The organism is Enterobacter cloacae complex sp. 2022EL-00981, from assembly GCF_028737495.1.
Taxonomy (GTDB): Bacteria; Pseudomonadota; Gammaproteobacteria; order Enterobacterales; family Enterobacteriaceae; genus Enterobacter; species Enterobacter cloacae.
Genome location: NZ_JAQZRK010000022.1, coordinates 26,332 through 44,024, shown reverse-complemented (window position 1 = coordinate 44,024; position 17,693 = coordinate 26,332). Strand labels below are relative to the sequence as shown.

At 54.4% G+C, this 17,693-nt stretch carries 16 protein-coding genes; 15 read left to right on the top strand and 1 reads right to left on the bottom strand.

Annotated elements, in window-relative coordinates:
- Position 1: 1 nt before the first annotated feature.
- Together dcd and asmA are read left to right on the top strand one after the other, a co-directional pair.
- Complete coding sequence (dcd, locus tag PUZ33_RS17675; RefSeq protein ID WP_013097886.1) at positions 2 to 583, top strand: dCTP deaminase; 582 nt, start codon at positions 2 to 4, stop codon at positions 581 to 583.
- 22 nt (positions 584 to 605) lie between these two features.
- Positions 606 to 2,456, top strand: coding sequence for an outer membrane assembly protein AsmA (gene asmA, locus PUZ33_RS17670; protein ID WP_038979551.1), 1,851 nt, complete (start codon positions 606 to 608; stop codon positions 2,454 to 2,456).
- Positions 2,457 to 2,544: 88 nt separating this feature from the next.
- Here the strand turns inward: asmA and PUZ33_RS17665 are convergent, their stop codons facing one another.
- Positions 2,545 to 4,128 (bottom strand): TerC family protein, encoded by a 1,584-nt coding sequence (locus PUZ33_RS17665; protein WP_029881804.1) that lies wholly within the window; start codon positions 4,126 to 4,128, stop codon positions 2,545 to 2,547.
- Between the two features lie 691 nt (positions 4,129 to 4,819).
- Here PUZ33_RS17665 and PUZ33_RS17660 point away from each other — a divergent pair.
- The 13 genes from PUZ33_RS17660 to wcaI all read left to right on the top strand — a co-directional run bounded on the left by PUZ33_RS17660 (position 4,820) and on the right by wcaI (position 17,690).
- Entirely contained in the window at positions 4,820 to 5,959 is a 1,140-nt protein-coding gene (locus PUZ33_RS17660) for a polysaccharide export protein (protein ID WP_014170829.1), read from the top strand.
- A 6-nt stretch (positions 5,960 to 5,965) separates the two neighbouring features.
- Positions 5,966 to 6,409, top strand: coding sequence for a low molecular weight protein-tyrosine-phosphatase Wzb (gene wzb / locus PUZ33_RS17655; protein WP_058680606.1), 444 nt, complete (start codon positions 5,966 to 5,968; stop codon positions 6,407 to 6,409).
- Positions 6,410 to 6,411: 2 nt separating this feature from the next.
- Positions 6,412 to 8,574, top strand: a complete 2,163-nt coding sequence (gene wzc, locus PUZ33_RS17650; RefSeq protein WP_058680607.1) for a tyrosine-protein kinase Wzc — start codon at positions 6,412 to 6,414, stop codon at positions 8,572 to 8,574.
- A gap of 108 nt (positions 8,575 to 8,682) precedes the next feature.
- Positions 8,683 to 9,525 carry a colanic acid biosynthesis glycosyltransferase WcaA gene (gene wcaA / locus PUZ33_RS17645; RefSeq protein ID WP_013097880.1) on the top strand — a complete coding sequence of 281 codons (843 nt, stop codon included), beginning with the start codon at positions 8,683 to 8,685 and terminating at the stop codon, positions 9,523 to 9,525.
- Complete coding sequence (gene wcaB / locus PUZ33_RS17640) at positions 9,525 to 10,016, top strand: colanic acid biosynthesis acetyltransferase WcaB (RefSeq protein WP_013097879.1); 492 nt, start codon at positions 9,525 to 9,527, stop codon at positions 10,014 to 10,016. The genes wcaA and wcaB overlap by 1 nt, the downstream gene beginning before the upstream one ends.
- Positions 10,013 to 11,230, top strand: a complete 1,218-nt coding sequence (gene wcaC, locus PUZ33_RS17635) for a colanic acid biosynthesis glycosyltransferase WcaC (RefSeq protein WP_058680608.1) — start codon at positions 10,013 to 10,015, stop codon at positions 11,228 to 11,230. Before wcaB ends, wcaC begins: the two co-directional genes overlap by 4 nt.
- A complete protein-coding gene (gene wcaD, locus PUZ33_RS17630; RefSeq protein ID WP_057072527.1) occupies positions 11,205 to 12,434 on the top strand; it encodes a colanic acid polymerase WcaD in 1,230 nt (409 codons plus the stop codon). Before wcaC ends, wcaD begins: the two co-directional genes overlap by 26 nt.
- Before the next feature lie 129 nt (positions 12,435 to 12,563).
- Positions 12,564 to 13,310, top strand: coding sequence for a colanic acid biosynthesis glycosyltransferase WcaE (gene wcaE, locus PUZ33_RS17625; protein WP_013097876.1), 747 nt, complete (start codon positions 12,564 to 12,566; stop codon positions 13,308 to 13,310).
- Between the two features lie 15 nt (positions 13,311 to 13,325).
- Positions 13,326 to 13,874: a colanic acid biosynthesis acetyltransferase WcaF gene (wcaF, locus tag PUZ33_RS17620; protein WP_013097875.1), complete on the top strand. Its 549-nt coding sequence runs from the start codon at positions 13,326 to 13,328 to the stop codon at positions 13,872 to 13,874.
- A gap of 24 nt (positions 13,875 to 13,898) precedes the next feature.
- On the top strand, positions 13,899 to 15,020 hold the full coding sequence (gene gmd, locus PUZ33_RS17615; RefSeq protein ID WP_003863514.1) for a GDP-mannose 4,6-dehydratase: 1,122 nt from the start codon (positions 13,899 to 13,901) through the stop codon (positions 15,018 to 15,020).
- A 2-nt stretch (positions 15,021 to 15,022) separates the two neighbouring features.
- Positions 15,023 to 15,988 carry a GDP-L-fucose synthase gene (gene fcl / locus PUZ33_RS17610; protein WP_013097874.1) on the top strand — a complete coding sequence of 322 codons (966 nt, stop codon included), beginning with the start codon at positions 15,023 to 15,025 and terminating at the stop codon, positions 15,986 to 15,988.
- Positions 15,989 to 15,990: 2 nt separating this feature from the next.
- Positions 15,991 to 16,470, top strand: coding sequence for a GDP-mannose mannosyl hydrolase (locus PUZ33_RS17605; protein WP_013097873.1), 480 nt, complete (start codon positions 15,991 to 15,993; stop codon positions 16,468 to 16,470).
- On the top strand, positions 16,467 to 17,690 hold the full coding sequence (gene wcaI / locus PUZ33_RS17600) for a colanic acid biosynthesis fucosyltransferase WcaI (protein WP_013097872.1): 1,224 nt from the start codon (positions 16,467 to 16,469) through the stop codon (positions 17,688 to 17,690). The genes PUZ33_RS17605 and wcaI overlap by 4 nt, the downstream gene beginning before the upstream one ends.
- The last annotated feature ends 3 nt before the right edge of the window (positions 17,691 to 17,693 follow it).

Below are 17,693 nucleotides of genomic sequence, written 5' to 3'. Positions count from 1 at the left end.
CATGCGTCTTTGTGATCGCGATATAGAAGCCTGGCTGGATGAAGGCCGCCTGTCTATTACCCCACGTCCACCCGTGGAGCGTATCAATGGTGTCACCGTTGATGTGCGACTGGGGAATAAATTCCGCACCTTCAGCGGCCATACCGCACCGTTCATCGACCTTAGCGGGCCGAAGGATGAAGTCAGCGCCGCGCTTGATCGCGTGATGAGTGACGAAATCGTTATCGACGAAGGCGAAGCCTTTTATCTGCATCCTGGCGAGCTGGCGCTGGCGGTGACCTTTGAATCGGTGACGCTGCCCGCGGATCTGGTGGGCTGGCTCGATGGCCGTTCCTCTCTGGCGCGTCTGGGGTTGATGGTACACGTGACCGCGCACCGTATCGATCCAGGCTGGTCGGGCCGAATCGTGCTGGAGTTTTTCAACGCCGGTAAACTGCCGCTGGCGCTGCGCCCGGGCATGATGATTGGTGCGCTGAGCTTTGAACCGCTGACGGGTCCGGCCGATCGTCCTTACAACCGCCGTCAGGACGCAAAATACCGCGACCAGCAGGGTGCGGTTGCCAGCCGTATTGATAAAGACTGATCGTTAGTCCATTGAGGATGCCATGAGAAGAGTTCTGACAACGCTGATGATTTTGCTGGTGGTGCTGGTTGCTGGCCTTTCAGCGTTGGTTCTGCTGGTTAACCCGAATGATTTTCGCGCCTATATGGTGCGGCAGGTCGAAGCCCGCAGTGGTTATCAACTGAAGCTGGATGGGCCGCTGCGCTGGCACGTCTGGCCCCAGCTCAGCATTCTCTCTGGCCGCATGTCGTTAACCGCGCCAGGGGCTGCTCAGCCCCTGGTGTCTGCCGATAACATGCGCCTTGATGTGGCGTTAGTTCCGCTCTTTTCGCACCAGTTGCAGGTCAACCAGGTGATGTTAAAAGGCGCGGTGATTCAGCTTACCCAGCAAACTGAAGCCGTGCGTAACGCGGATGCGCCGGTTGCGCCGCGGGAAAATACCTTACCTGATGAACCGTCGGATACGGGCTGGTCATTCGATATTGGCAAACTGAAGGTGGCCGATAGCGTGCTGGTTTTCCAGCATGAAGACGATGAGCAGGTCACCGTACGGAATATCAACCTCAAGATGGAGCAGGATGAGCACCATCTTGCTTCGCTGGAGTTTAGCGGACGGGTCAACCGCGATCAGCGCGATCTCACCCTGTCTCTGAATGCCAGCGTCAATGCGTCGGATTATCCGCACCAGCTTACCGCCGACATTCAGCAGCTGAACTGGCAACTGACAGGAGCCGATCTCCCTGCCCAGGGGATTGCCGGTCAGGGAACGATGCAGGCCGTCTGGCGTGAAGAGTTAAAACAGCTGGAGATGAATAATCTCAACCTGCAGGCGAACGACAGCAGCCTGAAAGGGCAGGCGAGCGTCATTCTGGAGGCGAAGCCGAAATGGGTGCTCAATCTGCAGTTTGACAAGCTCAACCTGGAAAACCTGCTTCCTCCGCCTCCGGCGAGCGCTACGGACAACGATCCCGCGCAGCTCGGGCAAAACCAGGGGAAACAGACGCGTCCGGTTATCTCGTCTAATCTCGATCAGCCGGACTATAACGGTCTGCGGGGCTTCACGGCGGACATTCTGCTGAAGGCCAACAGCCTGCGCTGGCGCGGTATCGATTTCACCGACGTGAGCAGCCAGATGTTCAACCAGAACGGTTTGCTGGTGATCTCCGAACTGAGCGGCAAAATGGGCGCCGGGCACCTATCCCTGCCGGGCACGCTGGATGTGCGTAAAGAGGCCTCGACTGCGGAATTTCAGCCGCGTCTCGACAACGTTGAGATTGGCACCATCCTGAAAGCCTTTGACTACCCCATCTCCATGACGGGTCAACTGACGCTGGCGGGGGATTTCTCGGGCACGAAGATCGATGCTGATGCTTTCCGCCGCGACTGGCAGGGACAGGCTCACCTTGAACTGAAAGATGCCCGCATGGAGGGGCTCAACTTCCAGCAGCTGGTGCAGCAGGCGGTGGAGCGTAGCAGCGATGTTAAAGCGCAGGAAAATTACGACAGCGCCACGCGTCTCGACAGCTTTAGCAGTGACCTGACGCTCGACAATGGGCAGCTCTCTCTGAACGGCATGCAGGGGACCTCCTCACTGTTGTCATTAACCGGCGAGGGCAAGCTCGATCTGGTAAAAGAGACGGCAGATACCCACTTCAACGTTCAGGTGCTGTCCGGCTGGCAGGGTGAAGGTAAGCTGATCGACTTCCTGAAAGAGACGCCGGTACCGCTGAGCGTATATGGCCAATGGCAGTCGCTGAACTACAGCCTGCAGGTGGATCAGATCCTGCGCAAGCATCTGCAGGATGAAGCCAAACGTCGATTGAACGACTGGGCGGATCGCAATAAAGATACCCAAAACGGGAAGGACGTGAAGAAGCTGCTCGATAAGCTGTGATGCCTGTTGTGCCGGGTGGCGGCTGCCAGTGCGGCCTGATGCCCTCACCCCATCCCTCTCCCACGGGAGAGGGAGCAACTTGTTTTTCTTACACCTCAAAATCCATCTCGTCTTCGTCGCGCAGCGGTATCAGCTGCACCTTCTGCACGCGATGGTTCTCAATCTGCAGCGTCTTGAGCATATAGTCGCCTACCTGAACTTCTTCACCCGGCTGGGGAATGCGCTGCAGATACTCCATCAGCAGACCTGCAATGGTGTGATACTCGCGCTTTTCATCCAGCGGCAGGGGAACATACTGGACCAGGTCTTCAAGCGGCATATGGCCGTTGGCCGTCCATGAACCGTCCGCGTTTTTCTGAATGTCGTGGCGCGCATCGATTTCATCCACTTCGTTTGGCAAATTACCGGCGATGGTTTCCATCACGTCGCTGAGCGTGACCAGCCCCTCAACCGAACCAAACTCATCCACCACAAAGGCAAAGTGCGTACGCGCGTTACGGAATTGCTCAAGGGCAGAGAGCAACTGCAACCCCTCCGGGAACACCAGCGGCTGGCGCACCAGGGCGCGCAGATTGAGCGCCTCACCGTGCAACTGCTGTTGCAGCAGGTCAATGACGTGCACCACGCCCAGCAGCTCCTCTTCCTCGTCACCCCCCGTCACGACCACCCGGGTATGCTGGTTTCTGTCCAGCAGGGCGCGGATCTGCTCTTCCGGGGCGGTGAGGTCGATATGTTCGATGTCATGGCGCGACGTCATGATGCTGCTGACCGTGCGCTGGTTAAGATTGAGCACCCTCTCAATCATCAGTCGTTCCTGCGGGTTGAAGATCTGCCCGTCACTGTGATCGGCCAGCATCGCAGAGGATTCGGCATCCAGCTCCGCATCTTCTTTCTTCCCGCTGAGCAGGCGCATCACCGTGTCGGCGGTGCGTTGACGTAATGTCTGATTTGCCGAGAGGAAACGGCGGCGGTTGAAAATCGCCAGCTGGTTAAGCGCCTCAATCATGACGGAGAAACCAATGGCGGCGTAGAGATAGCCTTTCGGAATGTGGAACCCAAAGCCGTCGGCCACCAGGCTAAAGCCAATCATTAACAGGAAACTCAGGCAGAGAATCACAATGGTCGGGTGGCTGTTAACAAACCGGGTCAGCGCTTTACTCGCCATCACCATCAGCGTAATGGCAATGATCACCGCAGCCATCATCACCGCCAGATGGTCGACCATCCCGACGGCGGTAATGACGGAGTCCAGGGAGAAGACCGCATCGAGCACCACAATTTGCGCCACCACCGGCCAGAATTTAGCCCCACGCCGCTGGGTGGGGTTTTCGCTGTCTTTGCCTTCGAGCCGCTCGTTCAGTTCTACCGTGGCTTTAAACAGCAGGAACAACCCGCCGAAGAGCATGATCAAATCACGCGCGCTAAAGCTCAGGCCGTGAACGGAGAAAAGGGGCTTTGTCAGGGTCACCAGCCAGGAGATTGAGGCCAGCAGCAGCAGTCGCATCACCATCGCCAGCAGCAGGCCCGTTACGCGCGCACGGTCGCGCTGCGCCGGGGGGAGTTTTTCGGCGAGGATGGCGATAAAGACCAGGTTATCAATACCGAGCACTAATTCGATGACGACCAGCGTAACCAGCCCGGCCCAGATTGATGGATCGGCAATCCATTCCATAGTAATCGCAATACCTTCTGTTATATGAGCAATGTCACACTTCGATCATGGATAAAGCCAGGGGAAATTGCAATGCCGGGCTGAGATTTCTCTTAATACGATCCGGCAAAAAGGAAGAACAATGCGGAATCTGTAAATAAGCTAAATACGTAGATTTAATTACGGCGAAAGCATTTTAGGATATATCGCAATAAATGGTTTTTATTTTAATTTTGTCAATATAAAGAAAATCCTAAAACGTCAAAACTTTGCTCTTAATATTAATCTTAAAAACCGTTATTAGGACAGTTGTCTCCTTGCCTGCTATTAGGTTAGCTGCAACAATTCTCCCAGCATCAAATGTTAAATCTCCTTGTTGCTATTATTGTTCCGGTCTTCAGTGATGGTTATTCATTATCTGCCGTGTATCGCAAGCGGCTGATATATTTCCAGAAGGCCTTATCAAAGAGGGTGTCTATCCATAACGCATTGTTTAGTCAGTGGATTGGTAACTGAAAGCCAAGGGCGGTAGCGTGCCTGAAAGCGTGTGAATCAGCCTCGATTATTCTGTCAATAGCCAATGGATGAATAAGCTTTTTTTAGGACTGATGCCAGTTATATTTCTATTTGAACAACTGCATGCTGAAAGCCAAATCGACCCGGCTTATTTAATTGCACAGGATAATTACTCTGCCAAAGTGATAAATAATCAATGATGAAATCCAAAATGAAATTGATGCCATTATTGGTGTCTGTGACCTTGATGAGTGGTTGTACAGTCTTTCCCGGCAGCAATATGTCAACAATGGGTAAGGATGTGATCAAACAACAGGATGCTGATTTTGATCTCGACAAAATGGTGAATGTTTATCCACTGACACCACGTCTGGTCGAACAATTACGTCCACGTCCTAATGTTGCGCAGCCGAATATGTCACTGGACCAGGAAATTGCCTCCTACCAGTACCGCGTAGGTCCGGGTGACGTGATTAACGTTACCGTGTGGGACCATCCGGAATTGACCACGCCAGCGGGCCAATACCGCAGCTCAAGCGACACCGGTAACTGGGTGCAGTCTGATGGCACCATGTTCTATCCCTATATCGGCAAAGTACACGTTGCCGGGAAAACCCTTGCCGAAATCCGTAGTGATATTACCGGCCGCTTAGCGCAGTACATCGCCGATCCGCAGGTGGACGTTAATATCGCCGCATTCCGTTCGCAAAAAGCCTATATCTCCGGACAGGTGAACAAATCTGGCCAGCAGGCCATCACCAACGTGCCGCTGACCGTGCTGGACGCCATTAACGCCGCGGGCGGCTTAACCGACGGTGCCGACTGGCGCAACGTCGTTCTGACCCACAACGGCAAAGAACAACGCATTTCTCTGCAGGCGCTGATGCAAAACGGCGACCTGACGCAGAACCGTCTGCTCTATCCGGGCGACATTCTGTATGTACCGCGTAATGACGATCTGAAAGTCTTCGTGATGGGTGAAGTGAAGAAACAGAGCACCCTCAAAATGGACTTCAGCGGCATGACCCTGACCGAAGCACTGGGCAATGCAGAGGGTATCGATCTCACCACCTCTAATGCCACCGGTATCTTCGTGATCCGTCCGCTGAAAGGCGAGGGCAGTGCGAAAGGCAAGATTGCCAATATTTACCAGCTGGATATGTCCGATGCGACTTCTCTGGTAATGGCAACGGAGTTCCGCCTCCAGCCTTATGACGTGGTGTATGTCACCACCGCACCGGTTGCCCGCTGGAACCGTCTGATCAACCAGTTGCTGCCAACCATCAGTGGCGTTCGCTACATGACGGATACGGCGCGCGACATTCATACCTGGTAATCCGCGATGTTTAATAAAATTCTGGTGGTATGCGTGGGGAACATTTGCCGTTCCCCAACGGCTGAGCGGTTGCTGAAACACTACCAGCCCGAGCTCACCGTCGAATCTGCAGGGCTGGGCGCGTTGGTCGGTAAAGGTGCCGATGAAAGCGCCGCGAGCGTGGCCCACGATCACAACCTTTCTCTTGACGGGCACTGCGCCCGCCAGGTCACCGGCCGCATGTGCCGGGAGTATGACCTGATCCTGACGATGGAAAAACGCCATATTCACTCGCTATGCGAAATCGCACCGGAGATGCGCGGCAAAGTGATGCTGTTTGGTCACTGGGAAAACGAACGCGAAATCCCCGATCCCTATCGCAAAAGCCGTGAGGCCTTTGAGGCGGTGTATACCTTACTTGACCAGTCTGCCCGTCAATGGGCGCAGGCACTGAAAGCTCAGCAGGGATAACAATGACAGAAAAAACAAAACCTTCTGCCGCCCCGATTTCGGGCAGTGATGAAATCGATATTGGTCGCCTGGTCGGCACCGTCATAGAGGCGAAGTGGTGGGTACTTGGGATCACCGCCGTGTTTGCCGCCGCGGCGATCGTCTATACGCTGTTTGCGACACCCATCTATAGCGCCGATGCGCTGGTGCAGATTGAGCAGAACACCGGCAACTCGCTGGTGCAGGATATTGGCTCTGCCCTGGCGAACAAACCGCCTGCCTCCGAGGCCGAAATTCAGCTGATCCAGTCGCGTCTGGTGCTGGGTAAAACGGTTCACGATCTGGGGCTTGATATCTCCGTCACCAAAAATACCTTCCCGATATTTGGTGCCGGCTGGGATCGCCTGACCGGGCACAGCAACGACACGGTAAAAGTTACCGACTTTGTGCTGCCGAAAGGGAGCGCGGATCAAACCTTTACCCTGACCGTGCTAGGGCCGAAGCAGTATCAGCTGACCAGCGACGCAGGCTTCAGCGCGCGCGGTGAAGTGGGACAAATGCTGACAAAAGATGGCGTCAGCATGAAGGTGAGCGCTATTCAGGCGCAGGAAGGCAGCGAGTTTACCGTCACCAAATTCTCCACCCTGGGGATGATCAACAATCTGCAAAATAACCTGACGGTCACCGAAAATGGCAAGGACACGGGTGTCCTGAGCATGACCTTTACCGGTGAAGATAAAGATCAAATCCGCGAAATTCTCAACAGCATTACCCGCAACTACCTTGAGCAGAACGTCGAACGCAAGTCGGCTGAAGCGGCGAAAAGCCTGGCCTTCCTCGCCAAACAGCTCCCGGAAGTGCGCGCACGTCTGGATGACGCAGAGAACAAACTGAACACGTTTCGTCAGGATAAAGATTCCGTCGATCTGCCGCTGGAAGCGAAATCGGTGCTCGATTCGATGGTCAACATTGATGCGCAGCTTAATGAGTTGACCTTCAAAGAGGCGGAAATTTCTAAGCTCTACACCAAACGTCACCCGGCCTATCGCACGCTGCTGGAAAAACGTCGCACCCTCGAAGAGGAAAAAGCGAAGCTTAATGACCGCGTCACCGCGATGCCAAAAACGCAGCAGGAAATTGTGCGTCTGACCCGCGACGTGGAATCCGGCCAGCAGGTCTATATGCAGCTGCTGAACAAACAGCAGGAGCTGAAGATTACCGAAGCCAGTACCGTCGGCGACGTGCGTATTGTTGACCCGGCCATTACCCAGCCTGGCGTACTGAAGCCGAAGAAAGCGCTGATTATCCTCGGCAGCATTATCCTCGGCCTGATGCTCTCCATTGTTGGTGTGCTGCTGCGTTCGCTGTTCAACCGCGGTATCGAAAGCCCGCAGGTGCTGGAAGAGAATGGTATCAACGTTTACGCCAGTATCCCGCTCTCCGAATGGCAGAAGTCCCATGACCGGGTCAAAAGCGTCAAAGGCGTCAAGCGTTACAAACAGAGCCAGCTGCTGGCAGTGGGTAACCCGACGGACCTGGCAATTGAAGCGGTGCGCAGCCTGCGTACCAGTCTCCACTTCGCCATGATGCAGGCCAAAAACAACGTACTGATGTTAACCGGTGTCAGCCCGTCGATAGGTAAGACCTTTGTCTGTGCCAACCTGGCGGCGGTGGTCAGCCAGACCAATAAACGGGTGCTGCTGATCGACTGCGATATGCGTAAGGGTTATACCCACGAGCTGCTGGGGACCAATAACGTCAACGGTCTGTCGGAAATCCTGCTTGGCAAGGGTGAGATTAGCCAGAGCGCAAAACCGACCAGCATCCCGAAATTTGACCTCATCCCACGTGGTCAGGTGCCGCCAAACCCATCCGAACTGTTGATGAGCGACCGCTTTGCCGAGCTGGTGGAGTGGGCGAGCAAAAACTATGACCTGGTGCTGATCGATACACCACCAATTCTGGCCGTGACCGATGCGGCCGTGGTCGGTCGCCTGGCGGGAACCACGCTGATGGTGGCGCGCTATGCGGTGAACACCCTGAAGGAAGTGGAAACCAGCCTGAGCCGCTTCGAGCAGAATGGCATTGAGGTGAAAGGGGTGATCCTGAACTCCATCTTCCGCCGTGCGACCGGGTACCAGGATTACGGGTATTACGAGTACGAATATAAGTCTGACAGCAAATAACAATCCCCCTCACCCTAACCCTCTCCCGAGGGGAGAGGGAACTGCCCGGTGCAGCTATTCTCCCTCTCCCTTTGGGAGAGAGGCGGGGTGAGGGATCAGGGGAAGACTATGACCACACAACGCCCTTTAGTTTCTATTTATATGCCGACATGGAATCGTCAGCAGCTGGCGATCCGTGCAATCAAATCGGTGCTGCGCCAGGATTACGATAACTGGGAGCTGATCATTGTTGATGACTGTTCCTCTTCGTATGAGCAGCTGCAAAAGTTTGTCACTGACCTCAATGACCCGCGTGTCAGCTATACCCATAACGCGATCAACTCCGGGGCGTGTGCGGTGCGTAATCAGGCAATTATGCAGGCCAAAGGGCAGTATCTGACCGGCATCGACGACGATGACGAGTGGACACCAAACCGTCTGTCCATTTTCCTGTCGCACAAGGAACAACTGGTCACCCACGCTTTCCTGTATGCCAACGACTATGTCTGTCAGGGCGAGGTTTACTCGCAGCCTGCCAGCCTGCCGCTGTACCCGAAATCACCATACTCTCGCCGCCTCTTCTACAAGCGCAACATCATCGGCAATCAGGTGTTCACCTGGGCGTGGCGCTTTAAAGAGTGCCTGTTCGATACCGAACTGAAGGCCGCGCAGGATTACGACATCTTCCTGCGGATGGTGGTGGAGTATGGCGAGCCGTGGAAGGTGGAAGAGGCCACGCAGATCCTGCACATCAACCACGGGGAGATGCAAATCACCTCCTCACCAAAAAAATTCTCGGGTTACTTCCATTTCTACCGCAAGCACAAGGATAAGTTTGACCGTGCCAGCCGGAAGTACCAGCTCTTTACCCTCTATCAGATCCGCAATAAGCGGATGACCTGGCGTACCTTGTTGACGCTGTTTTCTGTGCGCAACGGCAAGCGACTGGCTGATGGACTGCGGGGGAAATAATGTTTCTGGAAGATTGCCGCGCTAACAGCTGGAGCCTGCGCCCGTGCTGCATGGTTCTGGCGTACCGCATCGCGCATTTCTGCTCGGTGTGGCGTAAGAAAAATGTTCTGAACAACCTCTGGGCGGCACCGGTTCTGGTGCTGTACCGAATTATCACCGAATGCATTTTTGGCTATGAAATTCAGGCTGCGGCCACCATCGGCCGCCGCTTTACCATTCACCACGGCTATGCGGTGGTCATCAATAAGTTCGTGGTCGCCGGGGATGATTTCACTATTCGTCATGCGGTCACCATCGGCAACCGGGGGCCGGAGAGCCTGGCCTGCCCGGTCATCGGCAACAACGTCGAGCTGGGGGCGAACGTGGTGATCATTGGCGACATTACCATTGGTAACAACGTCACGATTGGTGCAGGCAGCGTGGTGCTGGACAGCATTCCGGATAACGCGCTGGTAGTGGGCGAAAAAGCCCGCGTGAAGGTGATCAAATGAACATTCTGCAATTTAACGTCCGTCTCGCCGAGGGCGGGGCGGCTGGCGTGGCGCTGGATCTGCACCAGCGTGCGCTGCAAAAAGGGCTTCAGTCTCGTTTTATCTACGGCTATGGCAAAGGCGGTAAGAAAAGCGTCAGCCACGATATCTATCCTCAGGTGCACAAGCAGACGCCACGTCTGACGTCTGTCGCCAACATTGCGCTGTTTCGTCTGTTTAACCGCGATCTGTTTGGCAACCTGAACAACCTCTATCGTACGGTCACGCGCACTTCCGGCCCGGTTGTGCTCCATTTTCACGTGCTGCACAGCTACTGGCTGAACCTGCAAGAGGTGGTGACGTTTTGCCAGAAGGTACAGGCTCACAAGCCGGATACCCGCTTCATCTGGACGCTGCACGACCACTGGAGCGTAACCGGGCGCTGCGCGTTCACCGACGGCTGCGAAGGCTGGAAAAACGCCTGCCAGAAGTGTCCGACATTAACCAATTACCCGCCGGTGAAAGTGGATCGCGCTCACCAGCTGGTGGACGGAAAACGTCAGCTGTTCCGCGACATGCTGTCGCTCGGCTGCACGTTTATCTCCCCAAGCCAGCATGTGGCCGATGCCTTCAACAGTCTGTATGGGGCAGGGCGGTGTCAGATCATCAACAACGGGATCGACGTGGCGACGGAAGCGATTCTGGCCGAGTTGACCCCGGTTGCGGAAACTGAAGGCAAACCGAAAATCGCAATCGTCGCGCATGACCTGCGTTACGACGGCAAAACCAACCAACAGCTGGTGCGCGACATGATGGCGCTGGGTGACAAAATCGAACTGCATACCTTCGGCAAATTCTCGCCGTTCGACGGCGCTAACGTGGTGAATCACGGGTTTGAAACGGATAAGCGCAAGCTGATGAGCGCCCTCAACGGGATGGATGCGCTGGTGTTCAGCTCGCGCGTGGATAACTACCCGCTGATCCTCTGCGAAGCGCTCTCGATTGGCGTGCCGGTGATCGCCACCCACAGCGATGCGGCGCGTGAAGTGCTGGAAAAATCGGGCGGGAAAACGTTCGCGGAACAGGAGGTGCTGCCGCTGGTGCAACTGCCGAAGCCGCAGATTGCGCAGGCCGTTTTTGGCACTGACCTGGAATCGTTCCGCAACCGCAGCCGCAAGGCCTACAGTGGACAACAGATGCTGGAGGAATATGTCTCGTTCTATCAGAGTCTGTAGTTATCTGCTGCTGCCGCTGATCTATCTGCTGGTCAATGTCAAAATTGCCCAGCTTGGCGAAAGCTTCCCGATAACCATTGTGACCTTCTTGCCTGCTCTGCTTCTGTTGTACGTCGATAAAATCAACCTCAAGAAGCTGATGATTGCCTTAGGGATGGGCTTTGGCCTGACGCTGTTTAACTACATCTTTGGCCAGTCGCTGGATCCCAGCAAGTACGTCACCTCTACCATGCTGTTTGTTTATATTGTCATTATTATTGGCATGGTCTGGAGTATTCGTTTTAAAACTATTTCTCCGCACAATTATCGGAAAATCCTCAGGCTCTTTTATATTGCCGTTGCGTTAATTGTTATGCTTGCTGCACTGGAAATGGCACAAATTATTCTCACCGGTGGTAGCAGCCTGATGGAGATGATTTCGAAATATCTCATTTACAGTAACAGCTATGTACTGAACTTCATTAAGTTTGGCGGTAAGCGTACGACAGCCCTCTATTTTGAACCGGCGTTTTTCGCTCTGGCGTTAATCTCAATTTGGCTCAGCATCAAACAGTTTGGTATCAAAACCCCTAAGACCGATGCTATGATTCTTGCAGGAATCGTTCTGTCTGGTTCGTTCTCAGGGGTCATGACATTTATCCTGTTTTACCTCCTGGAGTGGGCATTCCAGTACCTGAACAAAGATGCGATTAAGAAAAAACTGCCGCTGGCGATCATCTCCCTGACGGTATTTTTAGTAGGCGTGATATTTGCATTCCCGTATATCTCAGAGCGTCTGGGAGATTTGGGAACGGAAGGTTCATCATCCTATTATCGCATTATCGGGCCGCTGGTGATGGTGGGTTATTCCTTAACCCATATCGACGGTGTAGTAAGATTCGGCTCACTTTACGAATATGTTGCATCATTCGGAATCTTTAACGGTGCGGATGTCGGTAAAACCATAGACAATGGCCTGTATCTGTTAATTATTTATTTTTCGTGGTTCGCCGTACTGTTGACGCTCTGGTATCTGTTTAAAGTTTTCAAAATGATGATTAACGCGTTTGGGGATAACCAGAACTTTCGCGTGCAGCTTTATCTGTTTACGCCAGTGTCGCTGTTTTTTACGGGGTCAATATTTAGCCCGGAATATGCTTTCTTGATTGTCTGTCCGTTTATTCTGCGCAAAGCGCTTAATATTACGAACGTAAGCCCTAAATAATTCGAGTTGCATGAAGGCGGCGACGCAGCGAATCCCCAGGAGCGTACAAAAGTACGTGACTGGGGTGAGCGAGGAAGCCAACGCGCAGGCAACTCGAAGTATGACGGGCATGACGAAATGAGGTGATTTATGTTTCTAAGCGTCATTACTGTTGCCTTTCGTAATTACGAAGGGGTGGTAAAAACCTGGCGCTCGCTGCGCAACCTGGCGCGCGATCCGAGTCTCAGCTTTGAGTGGATCGTGGTCGATGGCGGCTCGAACGATGGCACGGCGGAGTTTCTGGAAAAACTCAACGGTGAGTTCAACTTACGCTTCGTTAGCGAGAAAGATAAAGGCATCTACGATGCGATGAACAAAGGCATTAACATGGCGCAAGGCCGTTATGCCATCTTCCTTAACTCGGGCGATGTGTTCCATGACGATGTGGCGCAATTTGCCCGTCAGCTGGCGCGCCAGAAAGATGACGCGATGTATATTGGCGATGCGCTGCTCGATTTTGGCGACGGGCATAAAATTTGCCGCAGCGCGAAACCCGGCTGGTATATCTATCACAGTTTACCGGCAAGCCATCAGGCCATTTTCTTCCCGGTAAAAGGTCTGAAAAAACAGCCTTACGATCTGCAGTATAAAGTGTCATCAGATTATGCCCTGGCCGCCAGTCTGTATAAATCAGGCTACCCGTTCCGTCGAATTAAAGGGCTGGTGTCTGAATTTTCAATGGGCGGTGTATCCACCTCGAATAATCTGGAATTGTGCCAGGATGCAAAAAACGTACAGCGTAAGATATTACGCGTGCCTGCATTCTGGGCGGAATTGTCTTATTTATTCCGCCTGCGCACCACGGGTAAAACGAAAACCTTATATAACAAAGCCTGAATATAAGGAAATGTAATGCAGGATCTTAACGGGTTCACCGTGCCGAAAGGTTTTCGGGGCGGGAACGGAATTAAAGTGCAGTTATGGTGGGCCGTTCAGGCCACCTTATTTGCCTGGTCACCGCAAATACTGTATCGCTGGCGTGCCTTTTTATTGCGTCTGTTTGGCGCAAAAATCGGAAAAAACGTAGTCATTCGTCCATCGGTAAAAATTACTTACCCCTGGAAATTAACGCTTGGCGATTACGCCTGGGTAGGGGATGACGCCGTGTTATATACCCTTGGCGATATCACGATTGGTGCAAACGCAGTGGTGTCACAGAAGTGTTATTTGTGTACCGGCAGCCACGATTTTATGAGTCAGCATTTTGATATTACCGCTTCGCCAATTGTGATTGGCGAAAAATGCTGGCTGGCAACAGATGTATTTGTTGCACCTGGTGTTTCTGTTGGCGATGGCACGGTAGTCGGTGCCCGCAGCAGCGTTTTTAAATCGCTACCGGCAAATAAAATTTGCCGTGGCAACCCCGCAGTGGTGATACGCGAACGCGTTGAAACTGATTAAATTCATAAGTAGAGGAATATAAACATGTCTAAAGTCGCTCTCATCACCGGCGTTACCGGGCAGGATGGTTCTTACCTGGCAGAGTTACTGCTGGAAAAAGGTTATGAAGTTCACGGTATTAAGCGTCGTGCTTCTTCTTTCAACACGGAACGTGTGGATCATATTTACCAGGATCCGCATGCGGCGAATCCGAAATTCCATCTGCACTACGGCGACCTGACCGATACCTCCAACCTGACCCGCATCCTGCAGGAAGTACAGCCGGATGAAGTTTACAACCTGGGCGCGATGAGCCACGTAGCGGTTTCTTTCGAATCCCCGGAATACACCGCTGACGTTGATGCCATGGGTACGCTGCGTCTGCTGGAAGCGATTCGTTTCCTCGGCCTTGAGAAGAAAACCCGTTTCTACCAGGCATCCACCTCTGAACTGTACGGTCTGGTGCAGGAAATCCCGCAGAAAGAGACCACCCCGTTCTACCCACGTTCTCCTTACGCGGTAGCCAAACTGTATGCCTACTGGATCACCGTAAACTACCGTGAATCATACGGCATGTACGCCTGTAACGGCATTCTGTTTAACCACGAATCCCCACGTCGTGGCGAAACCTTCGTGACCCGTAAAATTACCCGCGCTATCGCCAACATCGCTCAGGGTCTGGAATCCTGCCTGCACCTCGGCAACATGGACTCCCTGCGTGACTGGGGCCATGCCAAAGACTACGTGAAGATGCAGTGGATGATGCTGCAGCAGGAGCAGCCAGAAGATTTCGTGATTGCGACCGGCGTGCAGTACTCCGTCCGTCAATTCGTGGAAATGGCTGCCGCACAGCTGGGTATCAAACTTCGCTTCGAAGGCACTGGGGTGGAAGAGAAGGGGATCGTTGTCTCTGTGACCGGCCATGACGCACCGGGCGTGAAACCAGGTGATGTGATTGTGCAGGTTGACCCGCGTTACTTCCGTCCTGCGGAAGTGGAAACCCTGCTGGGCGACCCAACCAAAGCGCACGAGAAACTGGGCTGGAAACCAGAAACCACTCTGCAGGAGATGGTCTCTGAGATGGTAGCCAAAGATCTTGAAGCAGCGAAAAAACACTCCCTGCTCAAATCTCATGGCTACGAGGTTGCCATCGCGCTGGAGTCCTGAGAATGACAAAACAACGTATTTTTGTCGCCGGTCATCGCGGAATGGTGGGTTCCGCGATTGTTCGACAGCTGGAGCAGCGCGGTGACGTGGAAGTGGTTGTCCGTACCCGCGACGAGCTGAATCTGCTCGATAGCCGTGCGGTACAGGACTTCTTTGCCAATGAACGTATCGATCAGGTGTATCTGGCGGCGGCAAAAGTGGGCGGCATTGTCGCTAACAACACTTACCCGGCAGATTTCATCTACGAGAACATGATGATTGAGAGCAACATCATTCACGCGGCGCATCTGCACAACGTGAACAAGCTGTTGTTCCTCGGCTCATCCTGTATCTACCCGAAAATGGCGAAACAGCCGATCGCCGAGAGCGAACTGCTGCAGGGGACGCTGGAAGCAACCAACGAGCCGTACGCCATTGCCAAAATTGCCGGGATCAAGCTGTGCGAGTCCTACAACCGTCAGTACAACCGTGACTATCGCTCGGTGATGCCGACCAACCTGTACGGGCCGCACGATAACTTCCACCCGAGCAACTCGCACGTGATCCCGGCGCTGCTGCGTCGTTTCCACGAGGCGACCGCCGAGAACGCACCGGATGTGGTGGTGTGGGGCAGCGGCACGCCGATGCGCGAATTCCTGCACGTGGACGACATGGCTGCCGCCAGCATTCACGTGATGGAGCTGGATCGCGAGGTGTGGCAGGAGAACACCGAGCCGATGCTGTCGCACATCAACGTTGGCACTGGCGTGGATTGCACCATTCGCGAGCTGGCGCAGACCATTGCTCAGGTGGTGGGCTACAAGGGCCGCGTGGTGTTTGACGCCACCAAACCGGACGGCACGCCGCGCAAACTGCTGGACGTCACCCGTCTGCATCAGCTGGGCTGGTATCACGAGGTGTCGCTGGAACAAGGGCTGGCAAGTACCTACCAGTGGTTCCTGGAAAACCAGCACCGCTTCCGGGGGTAACAATGTTTTTAAGTCAGGAAGATTTTGCCACGGTAGTGCGCTCCACTCCGCTCATCTCAATTGATTTGATCGTGGAGAACGAACGCGGCGAGTTCTTGCTGGGGAAACGAACCAATCGTCCTGCTCAGGGCTTCTGGTTCGTGCCCGGCGGGCGCGTGCAGAAGGATGAGACGCTGGCCAACGCGTTTGAGCGTCTCACTCTGGCGGAACTGGGCCTGCAACTGCCGATGGCAGCAGGCCAGTTTTACGGGGTCTGGCAGCACTTCTATGACGATAACTTTTCAGGTACCGGCTTCACCACGCACTACATCGTGCTGGGGTTCCGCCTGAAGGTGAGTGAGGCAGACCTGCGTCTGCCTGATTCTCAGCACGACGACTACCGCTGGCAGACGCCAGAGGCGCTGCTGGCCAGCGACAATGTGCATGACAACAGTCGTGCCTATTTCCTGGCCGATCGTCAGTCTGAGGTGCCGGGACTATGAAGATCCTCGTATATGGAATCAACTACTCGCCGGAATTGACCGGTATCGGGAAATACACCGGCGAGATGGTCGAGTGGATGGCGAGCCAGGGACATGACGTGCGGGTCATTACCGCGCCGCCGTACTACCCGGAATGGAAAGTGGGCGAGCGCTACTCCAGCTGGCGCTATCGCCGCGAAGAGGGCGCTGCGACCGTCTGGCGTTGCCCGCTGTACGTGCCGAAGCAGCCCTCGACGCTGAAACGTTTAATTCATCTGGGCAGCTTTGCCCTGAGCAGTTTCTTCCCGCTGATGGCGCAGCGTCGCTGGAAGCCGGATCGCATCATTGGCGTGGTACCGACGCTGTTCTGCACGCCGGGCATGCGGCTGCTGGGCAAGCTCTCCGGAGCGCGCACGTTGCTGCACATTCAGGATTATGAAGTCGACGCCATGCTGGGCCTGGGGATGGCAGGTAAAGGCAAGGGCGGCAAAGTGGCGAAACTCGCCAGCGCTTTTGAGCGCAGCGGTCTGCATAACGTGGATTATGTCTCCACCATCTCGCGCTCGATGATGAACAAAGCGCAGGAGAAGGGCGTCGCGCCGGAAAAGGTGATCTTTTTCCCGAACTGGTCCGAAGTGGCCCGTTTCCGTGACGTAACAGAACACGACGCGCAGGCGCTTCGCGCAGAGCTCGGTTTGCCTGATGACCAAAAAATCATTCTTTATTCAGGCAATATCGGCGAAAAGCAGGGGCTGGAGAACGTTATCGAGGCGGCTCAACAGCTTAGCGAACATCCGTGGATGTTTGTGATTGTCGGTCAGGGCGGCGGAAAAGCGCGTCTGGAGAAGATGGCCAGTGAACGCGGCCTGACTAACGTGAAATTCTTCCCGCTTCAGTCTTACGAGGCGCTGCCTGCGCTGCTGAAGATGGGTGACTGCCATCTGGTGGTGCAAAAGCGCGGCGCGGCGGATGCGGTGCTGCCGTCCAAGCTGACCAACATTCTGGCCGTGGGCGGGAACGCCGTGATCACGGCAGAAGCCGAAACCGAATTAGGCCAGCTGTGTGACAGCTACCCAGGGATCGCCGTTTGCGTGGAGCCGGAATCGGTTCCGGCGCTGGTGACCGGAATTGAACAGGCACTCGCCATGCCAAAAGTGAACACGGTGGCACGTGAATATGCCGAACGCACGCTCGAGAAAGAGAACGTGCTGAGCCAATTTATTGCAGATATACGGGGATAAATC

Bases quoted from the DNA above. Each gene is read 5' to 3' on its own strand.
- dcd (WP_013097886.1), top strand. From the start codon at position 2: ATGCGTCTTTGTGATCGCGATATAGAAGCCTGGCTGGATGAAGGCCGC.
- asmA (WP_038979551.1), top strand. From the start codon at position 606: ATGAGAAGAGTTCTGACAACGCTGATGATTTTGCTGGTGGTGCTGGTT.
- PUZ33_RS17665 (WP_029881804.1), bottom strand. From the start codon at position 4,128: ATGGAATGGATTGCCGATCCATCAATCTGGGCCGGGCTGGTTACGCTG.
- PUZ33_RS17660 (WP_014170829.1), top strand. From the start codon at position 4,820: ATGATGAAATCCAAAATGAAATTGATGCCATTATTGGTGTCTGTGACC.
- wzb (WP_058680606.1), top strand. From the start codon at position 5,966: ATGTTTAATAAAATTCTGGTGGTATGCGTGGGGAACATTTGCCGTTCC.
- wzc (WP_058680607.1), top strand. From the start codon at position 6,412: ATGACAGAAAAAACAAAACCTTCTGCCGCCCCGATTTCGGGCAGTGAT.
- wcaA (WP_013097880.1), top strand. From the start codon at position 8,683: ATGACCACACAACGCCCTTTAGTTTCTATTTATATGCCGACATGGAAT.
- wcaB (WP_013097879.1), top strand. From the start codon at position 9,525: ATGTTTCTGGAAGATTGCCGCGCTAACAGCTGGAGCCTGCGCCCGTGC.
- wcaC (WP_058680608.1), top strand. From the start codon at position 10,013: ATGAACATTCTGCAATTTAACGTCCGTCTCGCCGAGGGCGGGGCGGCT.
- wcaD (WP_057072527.1), top strand. From the start codon at position 11,205: ATGTCTCGTTCTATCAGAGTCTGTAGTTATCTGCTGCTGCCGCTGATC.
- wcaE (WP_013097876.1), top strand. From the start codon at position 12,564: ATGTTTCTAAGCGTCATTACTGTTGCCTTTCGTAATTACGAAGGGGTG.
- wcaF (WP_013097875.1), top strand. From the start codon at position 13,326: ATGCAGGATCTTAACGGGTTCACCGTGCCGAAAGGTTTTCGGGGCGGG.
- gmd (WP_003863514.1), top strand. From the start codon at position 13,899: ATGTCTAAAGTCGCTCTCATCACCGGCGTTACCGGGCAGGATGGTTCT.
- fcl (WP_013097874.1), top strand. From the start codon at position 15,023: ATGACAAAACAACGTATTTTTGTCGCCGGTCATCGCGGAATGGTGGGT.
- PUZ33_RS17605 (WP_013097873.1), top strand. From the start codon at position 15,991: ATGTTTTTAAGTCAGGAAGATTTTGCCACGGTAGTGCGCTCCACTCCG.
- wcaI (WP_013097872.1), top strand. From the start codon at position 16,467: ATGAAGATCCTCGTATATGGAATCAACTACTCGCCGGAATTGACCGGT.